The following is an 18673-nucleotide window of genomic DNA, read 5'->3' on the forward strand; positions in this document are numbered from 1 at the left end:
GGTGGGTGCTTTCGTGGTTTAGCGCAAGGTGGTCATGGGCACGTGGTCCATGTCCTTGAACACCTGGTTTTCGCCAACCATGCCCCAGATGAAGGTGTAGGCCTGGGTGCCGACACCGCTGTGGATCGACCAGCTCGGGTTGATCACCGCCTGCTCGTTGCGCACCACGATGTGACGCGTTTGGGTCGGCTCACCCATCATGTGGAAAACCGTGGCGTCGGCGTTCATGTCAAAGTAGAAATACACCTCCATCCGGCGGTCATGGGTGTGGCAGGGCATGGTGTTCCACACGTTGCCAGGCTCCAGTTGCGTCATGCCCATCGACAGCTGACACGTTGGCAGTACATCGGGTACCAAAAACTTGTAAATGGTGCGCCGGTTGCTGGTGGCGGGCGAGCCCAGGGTCTCCGGGGAGGCCTGGGCAAGCGTGACCTTGCGATGCGGGTAGGCAGTGTGTGCGGGGGCGCAGTTGAAATAGAGTTTGGCGGGCTGGTCGGCGTTGACGCTGAAAAACTCCAGAGCTTGCGCGCCCTGGCCGATGTAGAGCGCTTCGCGCGAGGCCACTTCGAAGGTCTCGCCATCGACCACCACGCGGGCGGCGCCGCCAATATTGATCAGACCCAGTTCGCGGCGTTGTAGAAAGAAGTCGGTGCCGGTGTGGCGCCCGAGGTCGGTGGAAAACGACACGCCGGCCGTGACCGGCATGATGCCGCCGACGATGATGCGGTCAATCTGGCTATAGGTCAGGGTGACCTGATCGGGCAGAAACAGGTCTTGCACCAGAAAATGGCGGCGCAATCCTTCGGTATCGAGGTTGCGCATGTGTTCGCTGTGAATCGGTTGACGGATTTCCATGATGGCTCCAGGGTCGGTTGATGGTCAAAAAGTTGTCTGCATTCAGCTCGGCAGGTAGTCGTCGCGGCGCGGTGAAAACTGGTCCAGCAGCATGCTGTCCTGTTCCAGTGCCACCACGCCATGGGTGGTGTGATGCGGCGCAATAAACGCATCACCCAGCCGCAGCACGCGAACTTCACCATTGATATTGGCTTCAAAAGAACCCGCCACCACATAAGCAATCTGGTCATGGACCTCGTGCGCATGGGGCGTGCCAACCGCGCCCTTGTCAAACTGCATGATCACCGACATGAGTTGCGGCGTGTGGCCAACAATCTTGCGCCGCAGGCCGCCACCCAGGTCGGTCCAAGGGGTGGCAGTGCTATCAAAGTAGTTCATGGATTCGTCTTTCAAGTCTGGCTCACTTCAGCAGCAGGTTGGGCAGCCACAGGGAAATTGCGGGGATGTAAGTCACCGCCATCAGCACGGCAAACAGCGCCAAAAAGAACGGGTACAAGGCCTTCACCACGGTCTCGATGGGTAGTTTGGCCACCGCCGCACCCACAAACAGCACCCCACCCACCGGGGGGGTGATCAGACCCATGGCCAGGTTCAGCATCATGATCATGCCGAAGTGCACCGGGTCCACGCCCAGAGTGGTCACGATGGGCAGCAGGATCGGCGTCATGATCAAAATCAGCGGCGCCATGTCCATCAGCGTGCCCAGCAACAGCAGCAGGATGTTGATCATCAGCAGCACCATGTACTTGTCATTCGAGACACTGGTGAACAACTCGGTGATCTGCTGCGGAATCTGCATCAGGGTCATGATGTAGCCAAAGCTGGCGGCAAAGCCGATCAGGATCATCACAATGGCCAGGGTCTTGACGGTACGGTGCACCAGCTTGGGCAATTCGCTCCATTTGTAGTCGCGGTAGACAAACATGGTGACCGAAAACGCCCAGAGCACTGCCACAGCTGCCGACTCGGTGGCCGTGAAGACGCCTGACAAGATGCCACCCAGAATGATGAAGATGGTCATCAAACCCCAGAGCGCATCGACCACAATCTTCAGCGCCTCTTTCATCGGGATCACGCGGCCTTTGGGGAAATCTTTCTTTTTGGCGATGAACAGGCACATGATGGCCAGCGTCAGCCCCAAAATCAAACCAGGCAGCACGCCCGCCAGGAACAACGCTGCAATCGACACCGAGCCACCGGCCGCCAGCGAGTAAATCACGGCATTGTGGCTGGGAGGAATCAGAATCGCCTGCACCGAGCCGCTGATGGTGACCGCTGTGGCAAAGTCACGCGGGTAGCCTTTTTTCTCCATCTCCGGGATCAACACCGAGCCAATCGAGGCCGTGTCGGCCATCGACGAGCCAGAGATCGCGCCAAAAAAGGTGGAGGCCAGAATGTTCACGATGGACAGCCCGCCGCGCACAAATCCCACCAGCACGCTGGCAAAGGCCACCAGCCGGTGCGCCATGCCACCTTCGGCCATGATGGCACCTGCCAGCACAAAAAATGGAATCGCCAACAGCGAAAACTTGTTCACCCCGCCAGCGATGGCAATCATGATGGCATCGGGCGGAATGTCGATGTACCAGCCACCAATCAGGGCCGACAGGCCCATGGCATAGGCCACCGGCATGCCCATCAAAATCAGGACCATGAACGAGCCCAGCAATACAAGTGCGTCCATCAGACCACCTCTTCTTTCTTTTCGTGGTCAAACGTCACCACAGCGCGCTTGTCCTGATGACCAAAAAACATGTCTTCCAGCACAAAAATCAGGGTGGTGAGGCCACCCAGGGGCACCGGCAAATAGGTCACCCCCACCGGCATCCAGGGCAATTGCCCGATGACCTGGTTCATGGTTTCCAGACACAGCTTGGTGCCATACACCAGGGTAAACAAGGCCACGACCAGCATTAGCACGTCGATCAGGCCGGCCAGCGGGCGTTGCAGTTTTTTAGGCAGCCGTTCTGTCACCATGGCGACCGCAATGTGCCCCTGGGCGCGGTAGGCCGCCGAGGCGCCAAAAAAAGTGAACACCACCATCAGCATCACGGCCACGGGTTCGGGCCAGGGTGAGCCTGTGCCCAGCACATAGCGGGTAAATATGCCCCAGGGGACGATCAGCGACATGATCAGGACCGAGATACCTGAGGTCCAGATACAGGTCAGATAAATGATGTCGTTGAAGTGCAGAATTTTGTTTTTCATGGCAATGCCTGACAGTGTTCACCAGGCCCGCTGCGCCTGCAGCGGGCCTGGATAGCGCAAAGATTTACTTGACGTCGCCGATGCGTTTCATCAGGTCGGCAAACTTGGCACCGTATTTCGCACGCACCGGAGCGGTAGCTTCAAAAAACAGCTTTTGGTCCACGGGAACAAACTCGATGCCAGCGGCTTTCAGCTTGGCAGAGTAGTCAGCCACGCTCTTGTCCCACAACACGCGTTGGTCAAGCTGGGCTTCACGGGCCACTTTTTTCACCACGGCCTTGTCGGCATCCGAGAGCTTGTCCCAAGTCACTTTGGACATCACCAGAATTTCAGGAATGATCAGGTGGTTGGTCTGTGCGTAGTACTTGGTTCCAGCGGTGTAATGGTTGGACGTAAACAGGCTGGGCGGGTTGTTTTCAGCGCCGTCGATCACACCGGTCTGCAAGGCACTGAAGACCTCGCCGTAACCCATGGAGATACCGTTACCGCCCATGGCGTTCATGGTGTCCACAAACAGCGGGTTGCCCATCATGCGCACCTTGAGACCCTTGAGGTCGGCTGGGGTTTGCACTTTTTTCTTGGTGTACAGGCTGCGGGCACCGCCGTCCATCCAGGCCAGACCCACCATGCGGCCTGCACTGTTGCTGACCTTGTCCAGCAGTTCCTGGCCAATGGGCCCATCAATCACCGCCCGCATGTGGGGAATGTCACGGAACACGAAGGGCATGTTGAACACGTCCACCTCGGGCACGATGGGGCCAATCACGCCCAGAGAAATGCGGGCCATCTGGATGGCACCGATCTGCACCTGCTCGACCACGGCTTTTTCTTCACCCAGCACGGCGCCGGGGAACATTTGTATCTTGAGGCGGCCGCTGGTGGCTGCATCAAGCCGCTTGCCCATGTTCTCCACGGCAACCACCGTGGGGTAACCCGCGGGATGCGTGTCCGAGGACTTGAGCACCATATTTTGGGCGCTTGCGGTGATACTGGCCGACAGTGCTACGACGGCAACTGCGGCAGCGAGAAGGCTTCGGCGAAAGGTCATGGTGATCTCCTTAATTGACCAGGTTGAAAAACTGACAGGGACAGGGAAAAACATCGGCTCCAAAAAGCCGACAAACGGGGAACTTGATACGTTGAATCAAGGCGGCATCAGCCGGCTTGATGCGTCTTGGCCTCGGGGCGGGCAGGCGCATATTTGCTGACCGCCTCCCACAAGCCGTTGAGGTACACGGCACCTAAAGCGCGGTCATAGAGCCCATAGCCGGGCTTGCCGGTTTCGCCCCAGATCATGCGGCCGTGGTCGGGACGCACATAGCCTTCAAAGCCGACGTCATGGTAGGCCTTCACAATCTCGGCCATGTCCAGCGAGCCGTCGCAGGAATTGTGGGTGGACTCGTAAAACGTGCCATCTTCTTCGACCTTGACATTGCGCAGGTGACCGAAGTGGATGCGACCCTGGCCGCCGAACTCGCGCACCAGCGACGGGATGTTGTTGCACAGGTCGGCGCCCAAAGAGCCCGAGCACAGGGTCAGGCCGTTGGCTGTCGAGTCGACTATTTTCACCAGGCGCGCCAGGTCGTCGCGGTTCTTCACAATGCGCGGCAAGCCGAAGATGGGGCGGGGTGGGTCGTCCGGGTGCATGGCCATCTTGACGCCCGCTTCTTCGGCCACCGGAATGATGGCTTTCAAAAAGTATTCCAGGTTGGCCCACAAGTTGTCTTCGCCCACGGCTTTGTACTCGTCCAGCAGGCTCCTGAGTTCGTCGGCCTTGTAGCTGGCGTCCCAGCCGGGCAGTGCAATGCCTTTTTCAGGGTCGATCTCGGCCACTGCCTGGGCATCAAAGGCCAGCGTGAACGAGCCGTCGGGCAGCTCCTTGGCCATCTCGGTGCGGGTCCAGTCAAACACCGGCATGAAGTTGTAGCAGATCACCTTCACGCCCACGGCCGCGCAGTTGCGGATGTTTTGCTGGAAGTTGGCAATCAAGCGGTCGCGCGAGGGCTTGCCGAGCTTGATGTCCTCGTGCATGGGCACACTTTCGACCACTTCAAACTTCAGGCCGGCACCCTCGATGCGGTCGCGCAGCGCCTGCAGTTTGTCCAACGGCCAGACCTCGCCCACCGGCACGTCGTAAATGGCAGAAACAATGCCATACATGCCCGGAATCTGGCGGATGTATTCCAGTTTCACGGGGTCGGATTCGCCATACCAGCGGAAAGTCATTTTCATTGCGGTGAACTCCAGGGTTTCGGGTTGTGAAAAGGCCGGTCAAAGGGTGAGCGGGAGCGCTGCAGCCACTTCCGGGTGGGCGGCCAACTGGCGCAAGCCGTTCAGTACTTCCGCTTTGAAACGGGCGTTGGTTTTTAAATCAGAACCAAAGATCTTGTGGATACCAAGCAAGTTGTCAATGATGGCTGTGCTGTCATTGCTTGCGCCGGCTTGCGCCAGGATGTCGTTCGACAGGGGGTCGTTGAGTACCGCGCCCGGTGTGTGTGCGGTCTTGACGGCAAAGAGCATCCAGGCAGCAATGGCCGTGGCCAGCGCTGGCGATGGCAGGTCGGCGGCAAGGCGCTCGCGTAGGGTGGAAAGCATGCGCTGCGGCAGCTTTTGCGAGCCGTCCATGGCAATTTGCGCGGTGCGGTGTTTCAGCGCCGGGTTGCAAAAGCGCAGCTTGAGCTGCTCGACATAGTCCGCCGGATCAACCCCGGCCGGGGCCTTGAGCACCCCGCGCACTTCCACCCACAGTGCGTCCAGCAGGCCGGTGATCAAGGGCAACTGCATGGCGTCAGCCACGGTTTCGCGCCCGGTAAGCTGGCCCAGATAAGCCAGGGTGGAATGCGCGCCGTTCAGGCAACGCAATTTCATGTCTTCCCAGGCCTCGATCTCGTTGGAAAACACCGCACCGCCCAGGGTCCAGTCGGGTCGGCCCATGGTGAAGTTGTCCTCAATGACCCATTGCACAAATTGCTCGGTCACGATCGGCCAGGCATCTTGCAAACCCAATTGGGCGTTGACGTAGGCCCGGTCAGCGTCGGTGGTGGCGGGCGTGATGCGGTCCACCATGCTGCACGGGAAGCTCACACGGGCTTCGATCCAGTTGGCCAGTTCGCTGTCAACTTCACGGGCAAAGGCCAGCACCGCCGCCTTGGCGGTTTTGCCGTTACTGGGCAGGTTGTCACAGCTCAAGACGGTGAACGGGGGGATGGCGTTGGCCTTGCGGTGCCTGAGCGCCTGCACGATCAGGCCCAGAATGGTGCGGGGTGTGGCGGGGTTCGCCAGATCGGCCTGGATGGCTGGGGCCTGCAACTGCAGCTTGCCGCTGGCTGGGTCCAGGTAATAGCCTTTTTCGGTGACGGTCAGGCTTACGATGCGGGTGCCGGGGGCACACATGCGCTCAAGTACCTGAGCCAGGTCGGCCGCGCCGCCCAGTACTTCGACGATTGAGCCGATCACGTGCAATTTCTCGGAACCAGCCGCCCGCTCCACCAGCGTGTACAGCCCGTCTTGCGGCGCGAGCGCGTCTTTGGTGCCGGTGGTCATCAGGCCGGCACCCACAATGCCCCAGGCCAGATCACCGGAGGCCAGCACGGCGTCGGTCATGACGGCCTGGTGGGCGCGGTGAAAAGCGCCCACGCCCAAATGCACGATGGCGGGCACCACTTGGCTGCGCTCATAGAGGGGCCGTTGCACCGTGGCCGGCAATTGATTCAGGTTTTGGTTGCAGAGTTGCATGCGGGGTGCTTTCGTCTTAATCGGTCACGCCGGGAATGGCGAAGTAGTTCTTGGCATTGCGGTAGCTGATGTCCTGCACCATGTTGCCAAAGGTGTCGAAGTCGGGCGGGATTTCGCCGTTTTCCATCCAGCCACCCACCAGCGCGCACAACACCCGGCGGAAATACTCGTGCCGCGGGAACGACAAAAAGCTGCGCGAATCGGTCAGCATGCCAACAAAGCGTGACAACAGCCCCAGGTTGCCCAGACTCACCATTTGTTGGCGCATGCCTTCAATGTGGTCGTTGAACCACCAGGCCGAACCCATCTGGATCTTGCCGGGGCTGGAGCCGTCCTGGAAACAACCCATGACCGTGCCCAACACTTCCAGATCGTTCGGGTTGAGCGAATACAAAATGGTTTTGGGCAGCATGTTGTCGCTTTGCAGCGCATTCATGAAGGCGGCGAGTTTGGCCGCAATCTGTTCGTCATTAACGGCGTCATAGCCGGTGTCGGGGCCAAGTTTGGCAAACATGGCCGAGTTGAGGTTGCGCACGGCGGCCAGATGAAGTTGCATGGCCCAGCCGCGCTGGGCGTTCATGCGGCCAACTGCCAGCAGCACGGCGGTCTTGTAGGCGTCGGCCTCGCCGGTGGTCAGCGCGGTGCCGGCCAGCAGCTTGGCAAAAATGGCTTCTATCGCCTGCGCGCTGACGAAGGTGGCAAACGGTGCGGTCAGGCCATGGTCAGAAGCGCGGCAACCCAAATCATGGAACACCGCGTGGCGGGCGTCGAGCGCCGTGACCAGCGCGGCGTAGGAACCGATCGACACGTTGGCGGCGGCACCCAACCGCTCGATATAGGTTTTCCAGACCGACAGGTCGTCGGTGGCCAGGGCGCGGTCAGGGCGGAAACTGGGCACCATCACGGGTTCACCCGGTTGACGCACCGCAGCGTAGGCGATATGGTGCGCCAGTGAATCCGCCGGGTCGTCGGTGGTGCCTACAGCGCGCACCTTCATGCGCATCAGTAGCGAGCGGGCACCGAACTCGGGTGTGACGATCTGGGCATTGCAGGCTTCCCAGATGGCTGGGGCGGTTTTTTCCGACAGGGCGTCATGGATGCCGAAATAGCGCTGCAGCTCCAGATGCGTCCAGTGGTACAGCGGGTTGCCGACCAACCGCGGCACGGTTCTGGCCCAGGCCAGAAAAGTCTGGTAATCGGGTTCGTGGCCGGTGATGTCGGCCTCGGGGACGCCGTTGGAGCGCATGGCGCGCCATTTGTAGTGGTCACCGCCCAGCCAGGCATGGGCTATGTTGCTGAAGGTGGCGTTGCTGGCAATGTCGGCTGGGGGCAGATGGCAGTGGTAGTCAAGGATCGGCATCGCCGCCGCGTAGTCATGAAACAGCCGCCTGGAGCTGCTGTCAGGCAAGAGGAAATCGGCGTTCATAAAAGGCTTCATGGGAGTCTGCTCCGTCTCTTTTGGATGGCTGCCACTACGATGAGCGACAGTTGGTGTGATCGATAGGTGCGGACTCTACACTAAATAAAAAAATAATTCAATAAATTTGAAACAATGTTTTGTTTATTTGTGTGCCGCATTCACAACGCAGATTAACCTATCCGCGAACCAGCTGTACCCGGTCTGATACGGCTGGCTCGCAATGCCGGCATCTGTTCATGGTCAATACCACTTGCAGATGGGTTGGCGTGTCTGCCCGCTGCGCGTTGTCAGCGCGCAGCGGGCCGGTTCAGTAGCTCAGGCCGCGACCAAACTTGTAGAGCGCGCCGGAAACGGTCGAGTCGAACAAGGCAGCCACAGCTACAGGAGCCCACGATCAAGGCCATGTCGTTCGCGTTGGCCAAAAGGATTTTTCGTGCAAGCCTTCTGCCGTGCTGGAGGGCGAGCCGTTCTGTGTACCAATCAGTTACACGGGGTAGTGGCCCATGAGACGGCGGGGTTGATTTCCGATGGTTGCGAAGCCAGCCGTGCGCCAAGAGTCTTCACTTTGTCGGCATCATGCTTGACTATGTAGGCTCCACTGAGCAGTGCATCTGCCGCAGCATTGAAGCGGGCCAAGTATTTGGTGCAGCTACCGTCGTAAAGCACATTGATCGTCGTATCAGGGAACCTGATCATGGAGCCCCAGTCAAGGGCAGTACCACCGGTCGCCGTCTTGCCCATGCCGAGGTACTGATAAAGCGGAACGTCGATCAGCGGAGAACGCAGCCCACCGAGCGCATTGCCAAGCTGGTCACGCAACGGATCGTACACATCATTGCCCTTGGCATCTTTCGTGATCGAGTACCACATCCAGTTGGTTTGGGCTGCAGGTGCGGGTGTCCCCTTGGCTGCCCAGGCGTGCAGGTTCTCCAATGCGCCGGTGACAAAGTCGTCGAGGTGGAGTGCCGGTTCTTCATGGCCGGTGAAATAGGCCTTTGGCGCGCGGCCCGTGCCGTCCGCTTTGGCCTTGGCTATCTCGGTATTGATCGGAATGATTGGCGAGGTCGGGTCGGCGTGTGGGGCACCGGCTACTTCATAGAAGCGGAATTTGTCGGTCGCGCTGTTAGCGTCGGCACGGCGGGAATACGGCGGGAAGACAGGGAAACCGCCACCCCCGCCGCCGCCGGCAAAGCGACTCTCGGCTTCAGACATCAGCACAATCTGCGGGACGCTGGTAACTTGGTATAGCTTCTTTGGCACGCTGACAGACGGCACGCCGGACTCGCTTCGAAGTGGCATCGCGCCCGGACCGACCAAGTTCAGGTAGCCGTCAAACAGCGGCTTGCCATCCGGACCAGCCTTTTCCAGCCGGTCGGTGAACGCGGTGAGGTAGGTGTTCATGTAAAAACCGGACTGAGATTGTCCGCCCAAATAGACAAACTGCGGCTTGAGGCTGCCAAGGATGCCACCGGTTCCTGGCTTACGAAGCTGAGTGCCAAGCTGACTCAGCATGTCCCAGAACAGGCCGTCTTCATTCTTGCCGTCAACCTGCCAATTGATATCGGCATAGCGTGTCGGGTCGAATTTCTTCAGCGCATCGGCAGTCAAGCTCTTCGACGTGATGCCAACATAAGCGTCACCGGACAACATCATATGGTTCCAACTGCGGCGCCAGGTGTCTTCGAGGTCCACACCACTCGAGGCGTTCAAGATGTCGATGAAAACGCGACCGGAAAACTTGGCCGGATCGGATGGATAACGCACCAGCAATCGGGTGGCATAGGAATGGCCTGAAGAGCTCACCACTGCGCGCTCGTCGGCGCCGAGATCATAGACGTTGGCTTTGCCAGATTGGAAGAATTCCTTTTCTGTGTAGCCGTAGTCCTTCTTGATATCAATTGGCTTGGATCCAGTTTGGTCATAATCTACACCAACCGAGCAAAGCATGGTGCTGAACGGATGGCTCGTTGTCGGACAGGCTGCCGGCTCGGGGTAGACAAAGGCAACTTCTCTCACGGAAGGCAGGGCTTGGATCGCGCTCAGAACCTGGTCCGCAACCGCTGGTTCAGTGCCGTCGCCGCCACCGCAAGCGCCAAGTATCAAGGTCGCGCCTACCGCAATGGCCACGGCAGTTTTTCTGGTTTTCAGCATCGGATGCATTTTTCGTCTCCAAATTTTGTAATAGATTGGACGTCCTGCGCACCGGGTTGGCTTGTGCCAACTGGTTCGCAGGACGGGTTTTTGACAAGTGGGAAGAGGCCCAACCGTTGATGTCAGGCTGGTTTTCACCGCGATGTCGAAAAAATTCTAGGCGGCGGTGTTTGCTGCAGTCCAATGTTGTTAGGGCATGTTTAGATACTCTAAAAGTATCGGATGCTGACGCTTGAAGTCATGAATGCAATTGAGCAAGGCCACGAGCAGCGGCGATTTTTCGTCCTTGCGGTAGACGCAATGCAGGTCAACGGTGGAGGCGATGTCAGGCGCTAGGGGTCGAAACACTACGTCGGGCAAATTCAGGTTAAGGACCGACTCTGGCACCAGCGCACTGCCAAACCCCCCGGACACCATGACCACGGCCGAGATCATGTCGGCCGCCTTGTGAACGATCAAAGGACTGAAATTTTGCAAGCGAAATAACTCCTGGTTGGCGAATAAGACACTCTGGTCTTGCTCGCCGATGAGTGGTTCGACCTTCAGGTCGGCCAAAGTGATGCTGGACTTTTGTGCCAGCGGATTACGCTGATTCAATGCAATCCATAACGACTCCTGGCTGATTAGCTCCGACTGCAGTTCTGGCACCGGACGGAAGTAACGGTCAAACGCAATCATGATCCGCCCTTGCTGCAAGGCTTCGAGCTGACGGTCTTTGGCCGCGTTATGCAGTACCACCTTGACATGCGGGCAGGCTTGAGAAAATGAACTCAGGATACGGGGGATGATGTCGAGCATGGCCGAGCCAAAAATGCCGATGTCGATTCGCCCTTCCTTGCCAGCTGCCACGCGCCTGATCTGCTCGGTCGCCAGTTCAACGTGGGCGGTGATGTTTTTAGCGTGCACCAGCAGTGCGGTACCGGCCTGGGTGAGTTCCACCCCCGAGCTGGTGCGTCTGAACAACTGCACGCCCAGCTCATCTTCGAGTGACTGGATGTGCCGGGTCAAGGGTGGCTGCGTGATGTGAAGGCGCTCTGCCGCCCGGCCGATATTGCGCTCTTCTGCGGTCACGATAAAAAACTTGAGTCGACGGATATCCACGCTGAACCTCTGTTTGAAATAATTTTTCAGTACCGACCTGGCAAACAACATGGGCTGGGCCGAAGTTGCCAGAATAACGGCTAGGTTGATAAAAATGAAAATAGGTTTCAAAAAATATTAAATGCCGTTTGCTTTTGTCGTATATTCGCTCAATTTGCTGCTGACCTGCTGGGGTTTGTGCCCAGCGCTTTGAGGAAAATGACATGGCCCAATCACCTTTCATCCGTTTACACGCCAACGACGACGTGCTGATCACCACCCGGCAATTGTTGCCTGGCACCACGCTTGGCGCTGACAACCCGGTGGTGGCTGACATGGTGCCACCGGGCCATAAACTGGCAGTGCACCAGATCAAGTCGGGTGCCGCCGTGCGTCGCTACAACCAGATCATCGGTTTCGCCACCACCGATATCAGCGCAGGCCAACACGTCCATTCGCACAACCTGGGCATGGGTGAGTTCGAGCGCGACTACGGCATTGGCCACGGCGTGCATGATCTGCCCAAGGTGGCGCATCCGGCCACCTTCATGGGCTACAAACGTCCGAACGGCAAGGTGGGCACGCGCAATTACATTGCGGTGATGGCCTCGGTGAATTGTTCGGCCACCGTGGTGCGCGCCATTGCCAGGCATTTCGACCCGGAGCGTCTGGCGGCCTTTCCCAATATCGACGGCGTCATTGCGCTGCCACACCCGCTGGGTTGCGGCATGGGCGTGGTCAGTGAAGGCATGGACATTTTGCGCCGCACCCTGGTGGGCTACGCCCGGCACCCCAACTTCGCCGGCGTGCTGTTTGTCGGTCTGGGCTGCGAGCAAAACCAGATTGCGCCGTTGATCGCGCAAGTCGGTGCCCACGAGCCTGGCATGTTGCAACAGGTGGTGATGCAGGCCGAAGGCGGGACCGCCGCGGCGATCAAGAAAGGCATCGCCTTGGTCACGGCCATGCTGGAGCGTGCCAACGCCTGCCAGCGCGAGCCAGCCCCGATCAGCCAGTTGATTGTGGGCATGAACTGCGGTGGCTCCGACGGTTATTCCGGCATCACTGCCAACCCGGCACTGGGTGGCGCGTCCGACATGCTGGTGGCGCAGGGGGGCACCACCATCCTTTCGGAAACCCCGGAAATTTACGGTGCCGAACATCTGCTGACACGCCGTGCCGCCAGCGCGGAGATTGCGCACAAGCTGATTGGGCGTATCGCATGGTGGAAGGACTACACCACGCGCAACGGTAATCAGATGGACAACAACCCCTCGGTAGGCAACAAGGCGGGTGGATTGACCACCATCCTGGAGAAATCCCTGGGCGCCGTGGCCAAAAGCGGAACCAGCACCCTGAATGGTGTTTATCTGTACGCTGAACCAGTGCAGGCCAAAGGCTTTGTCTATATGGACACACCGGGCTACGACCCGGTGTCAGCCACAGGCCAGGCGGCGGGCGGGGCCCAGATCATCTGTTTCACCACGGGACGTGGCTCGGCGTTTGGCTGCGCCGGGGTGCCCACCATCAAACTGGCCACCAACAACGCCTTGTTTGAACGCATGCGTGACGACATGGACGTGAACTGCGGCGACTTGCTGACCGGCACGGCCATGCCGGAGATCAGCCAGCGCATTTTTGACGCGATCATCCGCCACGCCTCTGGCGAGAAGGTGCGCAGCGAGGTGCTGGGCTATGGCAATGACGAGTTCCTGCCTTGGCAAGTGGGTGCGGTGATGTGAGCGGTGCCGCTTTGCGGCACGATCGTGGATTGCTTCACGTCGTTCGCGACAACGGAAACCTGTCGCCATGTCAGGCCGTTCCAAGCACAATCCGGTTTTCCGTTTTTTGAGAGTCGTCCATGACCGATCCCAACGCCAAGCTGCCTGAGCCCCGCGCCCTGCTGCGCCGCCTGTTCGATGCGGCCGTGGCGGCCGCCCAGCCTGCGCTGTGCCTGCCGCCGCATCTGCCGCCTCCCCCGAAAGGGCGCACCATCGTGATTGGCGCCGGCAAAGCCTCAGCCGCCATGGCGCTGGCACTTGAGGCCCATTGGCCAGGGCCGCTGGAAGGCCTGGTGGTCACGCGCTACGGATACCAGCAGCCCTGCAAGCGCATCGAAATCGTGCAGGCGTCGCACCCGGTGCCCGATGCCGCCGGCCTGGCCGCTTCAAAACGGATTGCCGCTTTGGTGACCGGCCTGACGGCCGACGACTTGGTGATTGCGCTAATATCCGGCGGCGGCTCGTCCTTGCTGGTGGCACCAGGCGAGGGCCTGACGCTGGCTGACAAGCAGGCGGTGAACAGCGCACTGCTGGCCAGTGGTGCCACCATTTCCGAGATGAACTGCGTGCGCCGCCACCTGTCTAGCCTCAAGGGCGGTCGCCTGGGCGCCCTCTGCCACCCGGCGCAGTTGCTCACGCTGCTGATTTCCGACGTGCCGGGCGATGCACCGATGGACATCGCCTCGGGTCCCACCGTGACGGATTCGACCAGCTGCGCCGAGGCGCTGGAGATCATTGCGCGTTACCGTATTGAGGTCCCGGCACCGGTGCGTGCGCTGCTGGAAAGCGGCCGTGGCGAAACCGTCAAGCCCGGTGACGCGCGTCTGCAAAACAGCGCGGTGCGCATGATCACGGCACCGCAAATCGCGCTGCAGGCCGCCGCCGGGGTGGCCCGCGCGGCAGGCGTCACCCCCTACATCTTGGGCGACGGCCTGGAGGGCGAGGCGCGCGACGTGGCCAAGGTGCTGGCCGGCATCACACGCCAGGTGGCGCAGCACGGCCAGCCGTTCCAGCGGCCCTGTGTGTTGCTCAGCGGCGGCGAGACCACGGTCACGATTCGTGACCCGCAAGGCACCGGCCGGGGTGGCCGCAATGTGGAGTTCCTGCTGGCTTTGGCGGTGGCGCTGGGCGACCTGGCAGGCGTGCACGCGCTGGCGGGTGACACCGACGGTGTGGACGGCATCGAGGAAATTGCCGGCGCCCTGCTCACCCCGGACACCATCGCCCGGGCCTGGGCGCAAGACATGAATCCGCGCACTTATCTGAACAACAACGACGCCCACAGCTTCTTTCAAAAGCTGGGCGATTCGGTGCTGACCGGCCCGACGTTGACCAATGTGAATGACTTCCGGGCGATTATGATCACCTGATGAAATTTATCATCAGAAGCTTTTTCAGAACCCTGCGCATCGTGCTCGGTCCCTTCATGCAGCTGTGGGAGTTTGTGACCCGGCCCAAGGGTCTGGTGCGCGCGCCCGAGCTGCAGCAGGCCGTCAACCAGCAGTGCCAGGGCCTGGTGTTGTACCAGTTCACCACCTGTCCGTTTTGCATCAGGGTACGTCAGGAAACGCGGCGTCTGTCCCTGCCCATCGAGCGCCGCGATGCGCAACACCATTTGCAAAACCGGGACGAGCTGTTTCAGGGCGCCGGCACCGTCAAGGTGCCCTGCCTCAGGATCACCGACGCCAGTGGTCAAAGCCAGTGGCTGTTCGAGTCCGGCGCCATCATCAGCTACCTGCAGGGGCGGTTTGCCACGGCTTGAACCAAAAGCGCAGCCGCGGTTGCGGCTTCAGTCCTTCAACAAGTCCATCAGGCTGTCCAGGGCGTTGTTCACGATGTCAGTGACCGCGTTGCCCGGGAACAGTGGTTCGGGCGGCGGGGCTGGCCGGGGGCGCGGGATGTCGAATTCGACTTGCCCGTCCAGCCAGCGGTTGCGAAACGCCTGCTGAAACACCTCGCCGACCATGGGCAAGGCGCTGCGCGCGCCCTGACCCCAGGAGCCCATCGTGACGCTGTTGTCGTTGAAACCGACGCGGGCCCCTGCCACCAGTTGCGGGTTCATCATGATGAACCAGCCATCGGTGTTGTCCTGGGTGGTGCCGGTCTTGCCGGCCACGTCGGCCTGGATGCCATAGCGGTAGCGAATGGCTGAGCCCGTGCCTTCGTCAATCACGCCGCGCATCACGTTCACCAGGGTCAGTGCTTGCGCGCGAGGCATGGCTGGTTTGCTTTCGGCAAGCGGCGCGAACTGCTCCAGCACCTGGCCGTTGCGGTCTTCCACGCGCAGCACCAGGCTCGGCGCAAAGTAGCTGCCACCGTTGGCCAGCGTGCCGTAAGCGGTGACCATTTCGATCAAGGTGACCGGGCTGGTGCCCAGTGCCAGTGAGGGCACCAGGTCGAGCTTGCTCTGGCGCACACCCATGGCCTCGGCCAATGCGCCAACCTGTTTGGGCCCCACTTTTTGCATCAGCTGGGCGGTGATGGTGTTTTTGGAATAGACCAATCCGTTGCGCAGGCTGGTGGGCTGGTAGCTGGGCGGCGTGGCATCCGTGGGGGTCCAGACCTCGCTGCCTGGCGACGAGATCGCCACCGGCTGGTCCATGAAGGTGTCCGACGGGCTCATGCCCTGCATGAAGGCCGCGCCATAAACGAAAGGCTTGAAGGTCGAGCCGGGCTGGCGCCGCGCCTGGCTCACATGGTCAAACTGTTCCTGGGCAAAGTCGCGGCTGCCCACCCAGGCCCTTACCGCGCCATCGCGCGGGTCCAGCGCCAGAAAACCGGCCTGCAGCACCGCAGGTTCCTGCCCGGCCTTGCGCCTCCCGTTGGCCAGGGTTTGCAGGTAATTCAGTTGCCGTGTTACGGCCTGATTCGCCGCCTTTTGCAAGCGGGCGTCCAGCGTGGTGTAAACCCGCAGACCGTCGGATTGCAGGTCAATATCACGGCGGTCAGCCCAGTCGATCAGCCATTTGCGCAGGTACTGGGCCACGTGGGGTGCCGGCCCGGGGGCTTCAACCTGGCGTTCAAAGTCGAGTCTCAGGGGTCGCTTGGACAAGGACTTGAGACGGGCCGCGTCGAGCTTGCCGTTTTTGGCCATTTGCTCCAGCACCAGGTTGCGACGTTGTTTGGCGCGCTCGGGGTTTTGTACCGGGTTGTAATAGCTCGTCCCTTTGAGCATGCCGATCAGGGTGGCGCTTTCCAGCACGTCAAGCTGCTCGGCCGAGGTGTCAAAGTAGGTGCGTGCCGCCATTTCGATACCAAAGGCGTTGTAAAGAAAAGGCACGGTGTTGAGGTAGGTCTCGAGGATTTCGTCTTTGGAATACACGGCCTCGATCTTCAGCGCGGTGATGGCCTCCTTGAGCTTGCGTGTCAGGGTGGCGGCGCGGCCGATTTCTTCGGGGAACAGGTTGCGCGCCAACTGCTGGGTGATGGTCGAACCGCCCTGCAATTCACCTGACAGGGTGCTGAGCGCGGCGCCCGCCAGGCGGCGCAAATCAATGCCATGGTGGTCGTAAAACCGGCGGTCTTCGGTGGCAATCAGGGCATTCACCACATGGGGTGAAATCTGCTCCAGCGTGACCCATTGCCGGTTGATACGCTTGAATTCGGCCAGCACGCTGCCGTCGGTCGCCAGCAGCACCGAGGGCGCTTCTGATTTGGCCTTGCGCAGGTCGCCAATGCCGGGCGTGAACGGAACCAGCAGCAGCACGTACAGCAGCACCAGCGCAGGCAATGCCAAAACTGCTCGCACGGGGTATTGCCTGATGGCGACCATGAGGCGTTGAAACAGCGCATGGGTGAACGTGGTGACGCGTTGGAGGTCCGGAATCATGCGCGGAGTTTAAGGCCCGGATCGGTGCTTGAGGCCTTCGCGTGCACCCTTTAAACTGCAGACCATAGCCAAATTAATCTGGAGTCTTTTATGCCACACCGTACTGCCACCCTGTTTAACCCCGTGCATGCCGGGGATCTGGCGCTGGCCAACCGCATCGTGATGGCTCCGCTCACGCGCAACCGCGCCCCTGATGCCACTCCCAACGCCCTCATGGTCCAGTATTACACCCAGCGCGCCAGCGCCGGGCTCATCATTACCGAGGCCACCGCCATCAGCCAGCAAGGCCAAGGCTACGCCGATGTGCCCGGCTTGTATGCCGAGGAACAGGTTGAAGCCTGGAAAGACGTGACGCGCAGCGTACACGCGGCCGGCGGCAAAATCGTCTGTCAGCTTTGGCACGTGGGCCGTGTCTCGCACACCAGCCTGCAACCGCAGGGTGGCCAGCCGGTGGCACCTTCGGCCATTACCGCCAAAACCAAAACCGTGTTGCTCCAGGACGGCCTGCCGGTTTTTGTCGACACCTCGGCGCCGCGTGCGTTGCAAGCTTACGAACTGCCCGACATCGTGCACACCTATGTAGCTGCCGCGCGCAACGCGATCCAGACCGCCGGTTTTGATGGCGTCGAAATCCACGCCGCCAACGGCTATTTGCTCGACCAGTTTCTCAAAAGCGGCTCCAACCAGCGCCGCGACGATTTTGGCGGCAGCATCGAAAACCGCGCCCGCTTTCTCCTCGAAGTGGTGCAGGCCGTGACCAGCGCCGTGGGCGGGGGTCGGGTCGGCATCCGGCTGTCGCCGGTGACACCCGCCAACGACGCGTTCGATCCCGACCCGCAACCGCTGTTCGACTACGTGGTGCGTGAGTTGGCCGGGTTTGGCCTGGCTTATGTGCACGTCATTCAAGGCGCTACCGGCGGCCCGCGTGTGCTGCCTGACCGCCCGTTTGACTACACCGGCCTGCGCCGTGCCTACCGAGCTGCCGCTGGCAAAGGGGCCTGGATGGTCAACAACGGCCTGGATAAAAACCTGGCGCAGGAAGCGCTTGCCGAAGGTGCCGACCTGGTGGCTTTTGGCCGATCGTTCATTGGCAACCCGGACCTGGTCGAGCGTCTGCGCAAGGGCAAGGCCCTGGTGGAAAGCGACCGCAGCACCTGGTACGGTGGCGGCGCCAAAGGCTACACCGATTACCCCGCGCTCAAAAACGCCTGAGCGGCATCGGGACTTTGTGGCAGCGGCTTCCTCTGTGGGAGCGGCGCTTTGTGGGAGCGGCGCCCTCGCCGCGAAGGCTACAAACCAATGCACGCGCTCAGCACATGCGACTGGCCTGGCGCCAGGGTGACCTGATCCGGCCCGGCGTTGCAGGTTTCCACGCACAGCATCTGCCGGTATTCGCCGGCGGCCATGTCGGCGAAGACTTTGTCGCGCCAGGGGTTCCAGACCACCGTGCTGCGGCTACCGTTTTTGTCGACCCGAATGGCACGCTGTTGCACCCGGTCGTCAATGACGCAATCGGCCGTGGTGTTGACGTAAATGCGGTCGGTTTCGCCGGTAAATTCGACCGGACCTGACTGCCTGGCCCGGGCAAAGTTTTGCACCTTGTCGAGGTAGTCACAG

At 60.5% G+C, this 18673-nt stretch carries 15 protein-coding genes and 1 pseudogene; 4 read left to right on the top strand and 12 right to left on the bottom strand.

What is annotated here, in order from left to right:
* Nucleotides 1-18 precede the first annotated feature (18 nt).
* The 10 genes from kduI to NDJ10_RS13440 form a co-directional block, all read right to left on the bottom strand.
* Nucleotides 19-855: a 5-dehydro-4-deoxy-D-glucuronate isomerase gene (gene kduI / locus NDJ10_RS13395; protein ID WP_296163105.1), complete on the bottom strand. Its 837-nt coding sequence runs from the start codon at nt 853-855 to the stop codon at nt 19-21.
* Between the two features lie 42 nt (nt 856-897).
* Complete coding sequence (locus NDJ10_RS13400) at nt 898-1233, bottom strand: cupin domain-containing protein (RefSeq protein WP_296163108.1); 336 nt, start codon at nt 1231-1233, stop codon at nt 898-900.
* 22 nt (nt 1234-1255) lie between these two features.
* On the bottom strand, nt 1256-2539 hold the full coding sequence (locus NDJ10_RS13405) for a TRAP transporter large permease (RefSeq protein WP_296163111.1): 1284 nt from the start codon (nt 2537-2539) through the stop codon (nt 1256-1258).
* Entirely contained in the window at nt 2539-3063 is a 525-nt protein-coding gene (locus tag NDJ10_RS13410; protein ID WP_296163112.1) for a TRAP transporter small permease, read from the bottom strand. Before NDJ10_RS13410 ends, NDJ10_RS13405 begins: the two co-directional genes overlap by 1 nt.
* Before the next feature lie 64 nt (nt 3064-3127).
* Nucleotides 3128-4111, bottom strand: a complete 984-nt coding sequence (locus NDJ10_RS13415) for a TRAP transporter substrate-binding protein (RefSeq protein WP_296163114.1) — start codon at nt 4109-4111, stop codon at nt 3128-3130.
* A gap of 107 nt (nt 4112-4218) precedes the next feature.
* On the bottom strand, nt 4219-5295 hold the full coding sequence (gene uxuA / locus NDJ10_RS13420) for a mannonate dehydratase (RefSeq protein ID WP_296163116.1): 1077 nt from the start codon (nt 5293-5295) through the stop codon (nt 4219-4221).
* Nucleotides 5296-5334: 39 nt separating this feature from the next.
* Entirely contained in the window at nt 5335-6798 is a 1464-nt protein-coding gene (locus NDJ10_RS13425; protein WP_296163118.1) for a mannitol dehydrogenase family protein, read from the bottom strand.
* Nucleotides 6799-6814: 16 nt separating this feature from the next.
* On the bottom strand, nt 6815-8236 hold the full coding sequence (uxaC, locus tag NDJ10_RS13430) for a glucuronate isomerase (RefSeq protein WP_296163120.1): 1422 nt from the start codon (nt 8234-8236) through the stop codon (nt 6815-6817).
* A 462-nt stretch (nt 8237-8698) separates the two neighbouring features.
* Nucleotides 8699-10378 (bottom strand): alpha/beta hydrolase domain-containing protein, encoded by a 1680-nt coding sequence (locus NDJ10_RS13435; protein ID WP_296163122.1) that lies wholly within the window; start codon nt 10376-10378, stop codon nt 8699-8701.
* 180 nt (nt 10379-10558) lie between these two features.
* Nucleotides 10559-11470 (bottom strand): LysR family transcriptional regulator, encoded by a 912-nt coding sequence (locus NDJ10_RS13440; protein ID WP_296163125.1) that lies wholly within the window; start codon nt 11468-11470, stop codon nt 10559-10561.
* Nucleotides 11471-11673: 203 nt separating this feature from the next.
* Between NDJ10_RS13440 and NDJ10_RS13445 the strand changes: the two genes are divergently transcribed.
* The 3 genes from NDJ10_RS13445 (at nt 11674) to NDJ10_RS13455 (ending at nt 14989) form a co-directional block, all read left to right on the top strand.
* Nucleotides 11674-13188 (top strand): altronate dehydratase family protein, encoded by a 1515-nt coding sequence (locus NDJ10_RS13445; protein ID WP_296163127.1) that lies wholly within the window; start codon nt 11674-11676, stop codon nt 13186-13188.
* Between the two features lie 119 nt (nt 13189-13307).
* Nucleotides 13308-14597, top strand: a complete 1290-nt coding sequence (locus NDJ10_RS13450) for a glycerate kinase (protein WP_296163128.1) — start codon at nt 13308-13310, stop codon at nt 14595-14597.
* Nucleotides 14597-14989, top strand: coding sequence for a glutaredoxin domain-containing protein (locus tag NDJ10_RS13455; protein WP_296163131.1), 393 nt, complete (start codon nt 14597-14599; stop codon nt 14987-14989). The genes NDJ10_RS13450 and NDJ10_RS13455 overlap by 1 nt, the downstream gene beginning before the upstream one ends.
* Before the next feature lie 27 nt (nt 14990-15016).
* On the opposite strand, the gene NDJ10_RS13460 is transcribed toward NDJ10_RS13455, so the two are convergent.
* On the bottom strand, nt 15017-16999 hold the full coding sequence (locus NDJ10_RS13460) for a transglycosylase domain-containing protein (protein ID WP_296163141.1): 1983 nt from the start codon (nt 16997-16999) through the stop codon (nt 15017-15019).
* Between the two features lie 147 nt (nt 17000-17146).
* Here NDJ10_RS13460 and NDJ10_RS13465 point away from each other — a divergent pair, with 147 nt between their 5' ends.
* Entirely contained in the window at nt 17147-18268 is a 1122-nt protein-coding gene (locus NDJ10_RS13465) for an alkene reductase (RefSeq protein WP_296163132.1), read from the top strand.
* A 77-nt stretch (nt 18269-18345) separates the two neighbouring features.
* Here the strand turns inward: NDJ10_RS13465 and NDJ10_RS13470 are convergent.
* Nucleotides 18346-18673 (bottom strand): annotated as a pseudogene (locus NDJ10_RS13470) (D-hexose-6-phosphate mutarotase); the annotation flags it as partial.

The sequence above is a fragment of the Rhodoferax sp. genome (assembly GCF_023700745.1).
Lineage (GTDB): Bacteria > Pseudomonadota > Gammaproteobacteria > Burkholderiales > Burkholderiaceae_C > Rhodoferax.